The organism is Mycolicibacterium psychrotolerans (genome assembly GCF_010729305.1).
GTDB lineage: Bacteria > Actinomycetota > Actinomycetes > Mycobacteriales > Mycobacteriaceae > Mycobacterium > Mycobacterium psychrotolerans.
Genome location: NZ_AP022574.1, coordinates 24,666 through 35,849, shown reverse-complemented (window position 1 = coordinate 35,849; position 11,184 = coordinate 24,666). Strand labels below are relative to the sequence as shown.

Annotated in this window: 10 protein-coding genes; 6 read left to right on the top strand and 4 right to left on the bottom strand. The window is 65.4% G+C overall.

Annotated features, from left to right (window positions below; genetic code table 11):
- Positions 1 to 88: 88 nt before the first annotated feature.
- Positions 89 to 901 carry a GAF and ANTAR domain-containing protein gene (locus tag G6N45_RS00160; protein WP_163719662.1) on the bottom strand — a complete coding sequence of 271 codons (813 nt, stop codon included), beginning with the start codon at positions 899 to 901 and terminating at the stop codon, positions 89 to 91.
- 42 nt (positions 902 to 943) lie between these two features.
- The gene (locus tag G6N45_RS00155; protein ID WP_163727520.1) at positions 944 to 1,312 is read right to left on the bottom strand and encodes a SpoIIAA family protein; all 369 of its coding nucleotides are present in this window, start codon (positions 1,310 to 1,312) and stop codon (positions 944 to 946) included.
- A 553-nt stretch (positions 1,313 to 1,865) separates the two neighbouring features.
- Here G6N45_RS00155 and G6N45_RS00150 point away from each other — a divergent pair.
- The 4 genes from G6N45_RS00150 to G6N45_RS00135 all read left to right on the top strand — a co-directional run bounded on the left by G6N45_RS00150 (position 1,866) and on the right by G6N45_RS00135 (position 6,787).
- Positions 1,866 to 2,729: a slipin family protein gene (locus tag G6N45_RS00150; protein ID WP_163719660.1), complete on the top strand. Its 864-nt coding sequence runs from the start codon at positions 1,866 to 1,868 to the stop codon at positions 2,727 to 2,729.
- A gap of 294 nt (positions 2,730 to 3,023) precedes the next feature.
- Positions 3,024 to 4,076 (top strand): zinc-dependent alcohol dehydrogenase family protein, encoded by a 1,053-nt coding sequence (locus tag G6N45_RS00145; protein ID WP_163719658.1) that lies wholly within the window; start codon positions 3,024 to 3,026, stop codon positions 4,074 to 4,076.
- A 143-nt stretch (positions 4,077 to 4,219) separates the two neighbouring features.
- A complete protein-coding gene (otsB, locus tag G6N45_RS00140) occupies positions 4,220 to 5,035 on the top strand; it encodes a trehalose-phosphatase (RefSeq protein WP_163719656.1) in 816 nt (271 codons plus the stop codon).
- A gap of 96 nt (positions 5,036 to 5,131) precedes the next feature.
- The gene (locus G6N45_RS00135) at positions 5,132 to 6,787 is read left to right on the top strand and encodes an NERD domain-containing protein (RefSeq protein WP_163719649.1); all 1,656 of its coding nucleotides are present in this window, start codon (positions 5,132 to 5,134) and stop codon (positions 6,785 to 6,787) included.
- 25 nt (positions 6,788 to 6,812) lie between these two features.
- On the opposite strand, the gene G6N45_RS00130 is transcribed toward G6N45_RS00135, so the two are convergent.
- A complete protein-coding gene (locus G6N45_RS00130) occupies positions 6,813 to 7,223 on the bottom strand; it encodes a hypothetical protein (RefSeq protein WP_163719647.1) in 411 nt (136 codons plus the stop codon).
- Between the two features lie 226 nt (positions 7,224 to 7,449).
- On the opposite strand from G6N45_RS00130, the gene G6N45_RS00125 reads away from it, so the two are divergent.
- Positions 7,450 to 8,640, top strand: a complete 1,191-nt coding sequence (locus G6N45_RS00125; protein WP_163719645.1) for a hypothetical protein — start codon at positions 7,450 to 7,452, stop codon at positions 8,638 to 8,640.
- 98 nt (positions 8,641 to 8,738) lie between these two features.
- Positions 8,739 to 9,890, top strand: coding sequence for a PE-PPE domain-containing protein (locus G6N45_RS00120; protein ID WP_163719643.1), 1,152 nt, complete (start codon positions 8,739 to 8,741; stop codon positions 9,888 to 9,890).
- Between the two features lie 4 nt (positions 9,891 to 9,894).
- Here G6N45_RS00120 and G6N45_RS00115 read toward each other — a convergent pair whose 3' ends face one another.
- Complete coding sequence (locus tag G6N45_RS00115) at positions 9,895 to 11,067, bottom strand: PE-PPE domain-containing protein (RefSeq protein WP_163719641.1); 1,173 nt, start codon at positions 11,065 to 11,067, stop codon at positions 9,895 to 9,897.
- Positions 11,068 to 11,184 lie beyond the last annotated feature (117 nt).

The window sequence follows — 11,184 nt, the reverse complement described above, 5'->3', positions numbered from 1 at the left end:
CGGCGTGGCTACGGACACCTTCAGCGGATTTCGAAGCCCCCGTCGACGACTCCGCCGGCGCTCCCTTGCGCGGATCGAGGCTGCCGGCTCAGGTCGGGTCGTGACGGGTGCGGGCGCGGCGCACGGCTTCATCGAGAACGCGTTGGGCCACCTCCGCCAGCTTGCGGTGTTCGGACTGGCTGATGGCCCGCAGTTGTGAGAATGCCTCCTCGGCGCTGCGCCCGGTGCGTCCACGGATCAGGCCGATCGCCTGGTCGATCACCGGTCGGGTCGACAGGGCGGACTGCAACTGGGCGGTCAGCGTCGTCGCCTGCGCGAGGACCTGGGCGTTGTGCACCGCCACGGCGGCGGGTCTGGCGAACAGTTCGCCGAGTTCGGCCGCGTGCTCATCGAAGGCGTCCTTGCCGTGGGCGTAGACGTTGATCGCCCCGACAACCTGATCGCGTAACAGCAACGGCAGCGACAGCGCGCTGTGCACTCCCAGCCGGCCCACCCGCGGGCCGAACCGCGGCCACATGATCTCCCCACCCAACGACCCGGACCGCACCGTGCGCCGTTCCAGGGCGGCCGTGATGCACGGCCCCTCCTTCAGGGTCACGTACTGGATCTCGTCGATCTCGGCGACGAACGGAGCGCTCGCTGCCAGCGCCTCGACCATGTTGTCCACCCGACCGGCACGCAGCAAGGTCACGCCGGCACCCTCAGCACCCGGTATCGCGCGAACAGCGAAAGTCGCAACCGCAGTGAGCAATTCGGGCAGACTTAGCGCGTCCGACACCAGGCAGGCGAGGTCGTCGATCCCGGCCCGCAGGTCGGCGGCGTCCGCGCGGGCCTGCTCGGGAGTCAGTGTCCCACTCGGTGAGCTGGGGCCATTCTCGGTCAATTCGGTCAATTCGGTCATGGGCGATACCTGGCTCACATCCTGCCGGTGAGCTCAGTACGGTTATGAACCGTCGGCGATCCAGTGTCGAGCCTGCTCGACCTGTTCGGCGGGGAAATGCTTGATGTCCGCTGAGACGAAATGCGACGCCAAGTGTTCGGCGACATTCCCCATCTGCGAATCGGTTACCACCGCAATCTTCTTGATGTGCTTCTGGTGGTCGCGAATGAAGCGGAAGTGGGTCACCATCGCGCCGAAGCTGTCCCACCCGGGAAAGGCACGCGCATTGATGATCAGTCCGGCAAGATCGCCGTGGGCCTCGATCTCGGGGTCAATCGCCTTGGCCATCTGATCGAAGTCGTTCTTTTCGAGCGGCAACTCGGGTTGCACCGTGAGAATGGAGCTCGCCTTGTCGAAGCCGTATGTGATCATGGGCGCGATGTTCCGCTCAGCACGCCCGTGCGGATAAGAGGCGAAGGTCACCACCTTCAAGGAGTCCGGCATCGCCAGATTTGGCGCTCTCGGCGGAGCGAGACGGACGACCTTCTCGCCGCCGACGGTCGGTCACCGCGGCGACTGTACGGGCGCGCTCGTGCTCGTCCCGGGGCTGGGGCGAATTGCGATCCTCGGGCGACGGACGGACCAATAGCATTGGTGCACAACAAGAGCCGTTACTTCGCCGCTCTGAGGCAATGGGCGCGACGTGCGCATGACGAGCCGAGGGCCGACTGATCGGCTCCGCTGCGGCGACCGACGAGCGGCGGCTGTCCGGGGGGTGTAACGTTGCGGATAGCTGGGAATGTCAGCTGGTCCGGGATGAGTTCGGCTGTCCGCCGCAGAACTCGAGGAGCTGTGGCTCCGAGCCGTGACGCGCCGGTGATCGTCTTGACGTCCGGATCACCATGATTGCTTCACTCACCTTTCCTGAAGGTTCTACCGCTCGATCACGCTGCGGCTTGCCGGCCGATTCGAGGGGTGGCCGGCGATGAGCATCTTGATCGGTGTACTCGTTGCTCTGGCCGTTCTCTTGTTGCTGGGCGCGGCGATGTCGGTGCGCATCGTCAAGCAGTACGAGAATGGCGTGCTGTTCCGGCTGGGGCGTGTGGTCGGGGAACGTCGACCGGGCCTTCGGCTGATCATCCCGTTCGTTGATGTGCTTCATCGCATCTCGCTGCGGATCGTGACGATGCCGATCCAGTCCCAGGGCATAATCACCCGCGACAACGTCAGTGTCGACGTGTCGGCGGTGGCCTACTTCAAGGTTGTCGACGCGGTGAAGTCGGTGGTGGCGATCGAGAACGTTCACTCCGCAATCGACCAGATCGCACAAACGACGTTGCGTAAGGTCGTCGGTCAGCACACTCTGGACGAGACACTCTCGGAGACCGACAAGATCAACCTCGACATCCAGGACATCCTCGACGTCACCACTATTGAGTGGGGTGTTCAGGTCACCCTGGTCGAGCTCAAGGACATCCAACTGCCCGACAGTATGAAGCGGGCGATGGCGCGCCAGGCGGAGGCGGAGCGGGAGAAGCGCGCGAAAATCATCAACGCAGAAGGCGAATCGCTGGCGGCGGCAGCTCTTGGTGACGCCTCGGACACCATGATGGCCCACCCCCTCGCTCTGCAATTGCGCAACCTGCAGACCTTGGTCGAGCTCGGCGTGGACAAGAACACCACCGTCGTCTTCCCGGCCCCGTTGATGTCGACCATCGCCGAACTCGGCGCGTTTCTGGCCCGGGAGGCCACCGCCGCCGACCGGCCGGAGCCGCAGCCGCCTATTCCCGTCCCGGCACCGGCTGCGGCAGGGGTCAATGGGACGCATGTCCCGGGGAGTATGCCGTGATCGTCATCGTGGTGGGCGCGGTGGCGATGCTGGGCCTGGGCGTGTTGCTCGCCGGCGCACGGCGCACCGCGGGTCGCGGCCGGGATGCCCGGCTCGAACTCAGGCGTTCCCAACGCGACTCGGAGGTCCTCCATCGCGACCGAGATCTACTACTGGAACAACGGCGCTCTGGCAGAGGTGACGACGCGGGGCGGCTTCAGCCCAGCCCGTCACCCACCCCGACCGGTACCGCTTCCTCGGGCGCTGGCCGCGCACGCGGCAATCGACCGGCACTTCGAACGAAGGACGACGATCATGAAAGCGCTTGTGTATCACGGTCCGGGCAGCAGGTCGTGGGAAGACGTGCCCGATGCCACCATCGGAGAACCCACCGACGCGGTGGTGCGGGTCGATGCCGTCACGATATGTGGCACCGACCTGCACATCCTCGGCGGCGACGTTCCGGAAGTGACCCCCGGCCGCATCCTCGGCCACGAGGCCGTCGGCACGGTCACCGAGGTCGGCTCGTCGGTGCAGAAAGTCGCCGTCGGTGACCGGGTTCTGGTGTCGTGTGTCTCGTCGTGCGGCAGCTGCCGGTACTGCCGCGACGGCAGCTACGGGCAGTGCCTCGGCGGCGGCGGCTGGATCCTCGGACACCTGATCGACGGCACTCAAGCCGAATATGTGCGGGTTCCCTTCGCCGACAATTCCACCTACAAGGTTCCTGACGGGGTCACCGACGAGCAGATGATCGTGCTCGCCGACATCCTGCCGACGGCTTACGAGGTGGGAGTGCTCAACGGCGCGGTCCGCCCCGCCGATGTCGTCGCGATCATCGGTGCGGGACCCATCGGGCTGGCCGCGATCATGACCGCGCGCCTGTTCAGCCCCAGCCACATCGTGGCGATCGATCTGGCCGACTCCCGGCTGGAGGCGGCGCGCAAGTTCGGCGCCGACACCGTGGTCAACAGTGGCCGCGACGATCCCGCGGCGGTGATCGGTGAACTGACCGGGGGACTGGGGGCTGATGTGACGATGGAGGCTGTCGGGCTTCCGCAGACGTTCGAGCAGGCGGTGCGGCTCGTTCGTCCCGGCGGGCACGTCGCCAACATCGGTGTGCACGGCGCGCCGGCGACCCTGCATCTGGAAGACATCTGGATCAAGAACCTGACCATCACCACCGGCCTGGTCGACACCCATTCCACTCCGACGTTGATCGGTCTGGTCACCAGCCATCGGCTCGACACCACGCCGATGGTCACGCACCGATTCGGCCTCGACGAATTCGAGACCGCGTACGACGTCTTCGCCAACGCGGCCGAGACCGGAGCGCTGAAGGTTCTGCTGACCGCGCCGCGACAGCAGTAACGCAGACAAGGCCGAGTGGCAGCTCTGACATCTCCGCCCTGCCGACCACGATCGACCCTGGGGCGACGATGCTGTCGAGGGGTACCTCTCGGCAGCGTCGTCGCCGTAGGTTGGACGTGTATCGACGAAGTGAGGTCTGCGGGATGAGAATGCGCAAGGTCGGTGACCTACCATCAGCCGTCGGTGAGGGCGGGGCGGTCGAGCGGCGATTGGCGGGACACATACCGGTGGTCTTCCTCGACTACGACGGAGTGCTGACACCGATCGTGGACCGCCCCGAGGACGCCGTGATGTCCGACGACATGCGAATCACGCTGCGGGAGTTGGCAACGCGATGCTCGGTCTGCATCATCACCGGGCGCGACCGCGCCATGGCGCAGCAACTGATGGGTGTCGACGATCTGGTCGTGGCGGGCAGTCACGGGTTCGACATCTGGACCCCGCAACAGGGCTCGATCAGCGACGATCGCGTGTCCGGGTTCCTCGACCTCATCGCCGAGGTGACCGACCGCCTTCGTGACGACGTGGGTTCGATCCCCGGGGTGCAGATCGAACCCAAGCGGGCCTCGGTGGCGGTGCACTATCGCCACGTTGCCCCCGAGGACCGCGACCGCGTCGGCGACAGCGTGCAGACCCTGCTCGCCGAGAACTCCGACCGAGTCGCCCTCACGCCCGGGAAGATGGTCTACGAGCTCAAGCCCAACATCGACTGGGACAAGGGTAAGGCGGTGCTGCATCTGATCGACGTGCTCGGACTCGGCGGCGACGACGTGCTTGCGCTGTACCTCGGCGACGACATCACCGACGAAGACGCGTTCCGGGCGCTTCGGGACCGCGGAATCGGGATCTTCGTGGGCCGGGCCGACGATCCCGAGGTGGGTGACAGGGACACCGCCGCGGAGTTCGTACTCGGCTCGGTCGACGAGGTACAACGCTTTTTGGCCAGCCTGGGCCGCTGACGGTAGCACTCCGCCCGCTCGAATTCGCAACCTCAAAGTCCGACACGTCGGCCCCGCTGGTTACCATCGCTGCTGACGGAGGGGAGGACGTCGACGATGACCATCACCGTGTCCGAGACACCACGGCTGGCCAACGGGGCCGAACGCAGGGTCTGGCAGGCTCTGATCGACCAGCTCGAGCCCGGTGATCTGGTCATTCCCGGCAAGCGCGTCACCGACCATCTCAAAGATCACGAGATCGACTTCTTCGTCGCGATCGAGGGCGCCGGCATCGTCTGCGTCGAGGTCAAGGGCGGCGAGGTGTGGCACGACGGGGAGAGCTGGCGGCAGAAGCGCCGCGGCCACGAGCACAAGATCGACCCCGTCCGGCAGGCTCGAGAGGCCTGCTACGCGCTGCGTGACTTCGTCGAGAAAGACCCTCGCTGGACCCAGGGCCGGCTGCGCTGGGACCACGTCGTCGTGCTGCCCAACACCGATCTGCCCGACGGCTTCGCCCTGCCCGACTGTCCACGCTGGAAGGTCATCGACCGCACCGACCTGCCCGACATCGTCGCCAAGCTGCGCGAGGTCCTGCAGAGCCAGGAGCTCGAGCGGCCGCTGCTCAGCCGCGCCGGCATCGCCGAACTCAACGAATCACTGAGCGGTCGCGGTCTCCCGCAGCGCAGCGTGGTGGCCCGTGCGCTCGAAAACGAAGACGCGGCAGACGTTCTCACCGAGCACCAGTCGGTGATTCTCGACGCCATCCGGCTGCTGCACCGCGTCGAGATCCGCGGCGGCGCCGGCAGCGGCAAGACGTTCCTGGCGATGGAGCAGGCCCGTCGGCTGGCCCGCGACGGCCAGCGCGTCGCGCTGGTCTGCTACTCGCACGGGCTGGCGTCGTATCTGGAGCGGATCACCGCCACCTGGAACCGCCGTCAGCAACCCGCATACGTCGGCGAGTTCCATGACCTCGGCAAGACGTGGGGTGCGCCCGCGGGACCCGACGAGTCGTTGCGCACCGACGAGACGGTCGAGTTCTGGGAGCGGCACCTCCCAGCCCAGATGACCGAATTGGCGATGCAACTCGATCAGGGTCACCGGTTCGACGCGATCGTGGTCGACGAGGCGCAGGACTTCGCCGATGCGTGGTGGGATCCGCTGTTGGCCGCTTTGCGCGACGACGAGACCGGTGGGCTGTACGTCTTCACCGACGAGGGGCAGCGGGTGTTCCATCGGCACGGTTCGCCGCCGGTGCCGCTGGTTCCGCTGGTGCTCGACCACAATCTGCGCAACACCCGTCAGATCGCGAATGCGTTCCAGCCGTTGGTCGATCACCCGATGCGCTTTCTCGGCGGCGAAGGCCCGGCGGTCAAGTACGTCGCGTGCACGCGGGAGGAATCGATGGACGCCGGCGACGACGAAGTCGATGCGCTCCTCGAGCAGGGCTGGCGGCCTGAGGACGTCGCGCTGCTGACCACCGGAAGCCGCCACCCCGAACAGCGTGAACGCCAGGCCGCTGGCAGTGCCGCGTACTGGGACAGCTTCTGGGACGCCGATCAAGTCTTCTACGGACACGTTCTCGGCTTCAAGGGTCTCGAACGCCGAGCGGTCGTGCTCGTTGTGAACGAGGAGTCGGCATTCGAGCGCTCCCGGGAACGCCTCTACGTCGGGTTGTCGCGCGCCCGTGACCAATTGGTGGTGTGCGGCGATCCTGACTTCCTGCGTGAGGTCGGGGGACCGGACTTGGCGCGGCGGCTCAACATAGACGCCTGACCCATTGGAGGCAGGGCGTGATGGGTCAATCGCAACTGGCGCACACCCCCGTCAGCGACAGTTGCATCCCGCATGCGCACTGCGCGCCAGTGCGTCGGACATCACGGGAGCGGTCGCTCGTGGGGGACACCCGATTGGTGGGGTGCTCTATGTACCAGGTTCCCTTCCTCGAGCTCGGCTTACCGACGGCGTTGCCGGTGAAGCGAACGATCTCCTCCTGCGAGTCGAACCCACTGGTGTAGCCATAGAAGATGTGGAGAGCGCGGCGGCCGTCGCGTCTTTCGGCGACGACATGAGACTTGTCGGCTCTGACCACCGCGCGATACCCGACGATGCCGACGGCGGTCATGAGCTTCTGAATGAACGCGTGGTTGTCGGCCGGGATCTTTGCCTTCGCGAGGGCAGAAAGGAGGGAGTCGGGCGATGAATCTGACATAGGCACAGCCTAAAGATCAGCGAAGCACGCTCTGGCTTTCGGTCTTTGCGCCGCCGGCATCAACAGATTCAGTCAAAGTCCGGGTTCGTTCCACCCTGTCGATGGTCCTTTGACACAGAACAGACCGATGTCGTCGGCACCTTCTCGGAGACCTCATTGACCGATTCACGGCGGTGCTCAGTTCGGCCCGCCGTACCTGTCACCGCTCCGCAGTAGCGTGCGCAGCATGACCGACGGACGCGCACGACGTAGAGCCAAGCAGATACGACGGGACGCACGGCGCCGACTGCACACGACACCAACGCTGGACGAGCACGATGCGCTTGTTTGCAACCTGCTCCGCGAGGCGCTCGCCAAGAAGCACCCACTGGGTCTGCTGGCGCTCGTCACGTACTTCATCGAGTCGTCGAGGCCGGATCCGTTCGCCCGCCTTCGGTCTCGTCAGTCGCTGCCATTCTTCGATCGCGACCGTCTCATCACGAACTTCATCGGGATTCAGACTTCAGAGGTCACCGCGCTGTTGGCGGCTCTCGCTGAATTCCTCGATGACGACCCTATCCTGCAGGCGTCCTGCCGGCAGGAGGTCGCTCGTCGGCGCCACCACGTTCCGAAGTGGATTGGCGAGCTCCGTCGCGTCAAGGTCTATCGAGCCGCACGATTCGCTCACGTCCTGGGCGACATCGACGAGATCGTGGTCGGTGCGCGCTTCCCCAGCGGATACGAGATGGTGTGCGCCACACAGATCAGCCACAGCACGATGTCCACGATCGAGACAGCCGAAATCTGGTCCGAGCCCATCGCTGATCTGATCGCCAGGTACCCCGACAAAGAGAATGATCCGGACATGGGTTTCGTCGACATGACCGTCGCAGACGCAAAGGCTTGGATCCTGCAGGGCATGAAGGGGTCGACGTTTGCGAGGGAGACGGATTCGTGGCCACAGTGCCGACCGCTGGTCCAGTGGCTGGTCGGTCGCATGCCTGACGGCGGCTCAGACTATGCGCCTCCCGATTGGGAACCTGCAGCGCTGCTCGAGCTGACGAAAGACTTCCTTGCTTCTCCATCCGGCCAACCGTTCGAGGGTTGGCATTGGCGGGAGCAACTCGAGAACATCATGGACACCGGCAACGGAGATCCGCTGCGATGGAGTGCTGTCCGTGTGGAAGAAGCTCTTGACGGGTCCTCTTCCTTCTCTGATGACTCCATCCTCGAGGTCGAGCTGAGCACACCTGATCTGCTGCGGGCCTTCATTCCCTTCGCTCATGCGCGGAGCGGGATTCGAGAGGGGCTGACTGCGGAGGCTCTCGCCGCCGTCGACCGCCAGGCGCCCCACTTCCGACGTGGTGTGATCGCCGCGGCGAAGGAGTGGGGGTACTTCGACGACGACGATGACGGCCCCTGGTTGCAGAGCGGATGAAGCGAACACGGGGGGTTTCCCCGATTCGTCGAGCGGGTGTCGGCCGTACTGTGAATGCTCAGGCTCGGGGAGCTCTCTGCGTGAACACGGGGTGGGACATGTATCGCTTGGTAATTCTTCTCGGAGCATTGATCGTCGCGCTGAGCTCGGGCGTGGCGAACGCCTCGACCGCGCTGCTGCTCGGGGGAAAGGGCGTGTACGCAACCCTCACCGAGCAGCAAATGGCCGAGGCGTTCGGCGGCTACTTCGCCACCTACGACCGGCGCGTCAACGTCCCCTTCCCCGGCAAGGAGCTCTACTCCTCCGTCGCCAAGGGCGCCGACAACCTCTACGCCGCGGTCTACGACCCCGCCTACGCCGGGCCCAAGACCATCGGCGGCGTCTCCGAAGGCGCCCCCTCGGTCATGGAAGTGCTGCGTCGGCTCGAAGCCGACCGCGCCAACACGACCGACGGCAAGGAGCCGCCGCCTCCGTCGGAACTCAACGTCGCGATCTACGGCTCACCGAGCAAGCGGTTTCTCGGCAAGCTCGCCGAACTACCCACGCCCGTCACGCCCTACGACATCCTCATCGTCCGAGCGGAATACGACGGCCTCTCCGACTTCCCCGACAATGGGTGGAACATGCTCGCCGTCACCAACGCGGTCATGGGCGCCATGACACTGCACGTGAAGAATTCCAACTTCGACATCCGCAACAACCCGACCGAGTACACCATCGACGTCAACGAAGCGGGCGGGACGACGACCACCATCCTCATCCCCGCCGACGTTCTCCCGATCCTCGCGCCGATGGTCGCCTTTCACTTCGACCCGAAGTTCGTCGCCGCTCTCGACAGCAAGCTGCGACCCATCATCGACTCGGCCTACAACCGGCCGCCCATGGAGACCGGGATCCCGCCGACCTTGACCGGTCCGCCCGCGCCCAAGCCGACGACCGCGACGCTGGCCGTCGAGTCCGCGACCGAGCCGGACAGCGCACCCGCCCCGACGCGCTCCCTCAAGCGCGCGACGTCCTGGAAGGACGCCATCGATCGCCGGCAGGAGCGCATCCAACGGCTGCGTGACGACATCGACGCCAAAAAGACTGCGCACAAGGATGATTCCGACGCCGAAGAAACTGCGAAGCCTACTCGGAAGTCCGAGGAGAAGGACTCGTCGGACACCGAGACCAAGGCAGAGGCCACCAAGGCTGCGCCGGCGAAGGCCGACAAGGCCGCCGCATCCTCGGGCGGCGACGACAGCGAATAGCGGCCTACTCTCCGCTGTCGCCAGACCCGCTATCGGAGCCGCTCTCCCGCGTTGACGGCTTGTTTGACGTCGAAGAATCCTCGGCCGACGAGCGCGGCGTGCGCAGTGACTTCAGCGGCTCGGTCAGCTTCTTCAGCTCCCGGGTCGTGGTCTTCGTGATCGACCGCACCGCGTCGGCCACGTCGTCGTTCTTCGTCAATTTCGTCGTGGACTTCGCCGGCTTCGATTCCTCGATGTCGACCTCCGTTTCCGGCGTGCTCGTCACCGCCTTCGTCTCGACAACGGCCTTCTTCGTGACCGCTACCGGCGTCGGTTCCGGCTCGGCAACAACGGCTTTCGCCGCCACGGTGGACGTGACCGGCGCCGGCCGCGCGTCTTCCGGGATGTAGCTGCGGTCGTAGCCCGTGTCGACGATCTCCTTCAGTGGCCCGTTGAGCTGATCGGCGAGCGCGTTCAGGCCGACGAGCCGCAGTGGGTTCAGCAGCGGCAGGTTCTCCGTGGGCACCAGCACATAGGTGGTGTTGCCTTCGTCCCACACGATGTTGTTGGGGTCGTTGATGTCGACATCGCGGTAGTCGTGCAGCGTGATGAACCCGGAGAGCGCATTGGCGAGCGCCAGCAGGTTGAGCGGGTTGTCCGGGAAATCGGCGACCGGATCGTATTCGCGGGCGATGTCGATCACGTGGTACTGGCTCGGCTGCGAGACCCCGAATTCGTTGTCCGCGCCGCCGTACTTGCGGGTGGAGTTGCCCATCAAGATGAACGTGACGTTCTCCGCCGGCGGTGCGTCCGCATCCTCGGAGTGATTGGTGATCCAGTGCTGAGCGATCTGCGCGCCGTTGCTGTAGGCGTAGATGACGATCGGCTTATCGGCTTCCGCCTTGATGACGTCGTCGAGCCGGGCGACCCCGAAGGGGGTGATGAAGCTGATGTAGGGGATCTCCGTGCACGTGTTGGGTGCCTGGCAGACCATGCCCTGCAGCGTGTTGTTGATGTAGTCGCCTTTCACGGGGCTGATCGTGCGGACCGTCAGCGGCCCCTCGGGGATCACGCTCGCCGCATTCGCGGTTGGTGAGGCGACCAGCGGCAGCAACGCCCCGGCGGCGGCGAGCCCCAGCAGGGCTCGACTCCGGTGGCGACGTTCTCCGTCGGCGTGATGGCGGTGTGTAGCGCTCATGGGCAAATCTTTCCTGGAACGAATGGGGTTCCCCGACGGAGCCCGGAACGCTACTCTTCAACGAATTCCCGGTAGCGATGACACTAGCCAGCGATCTTGTCGCAAACAAGGTGGGCG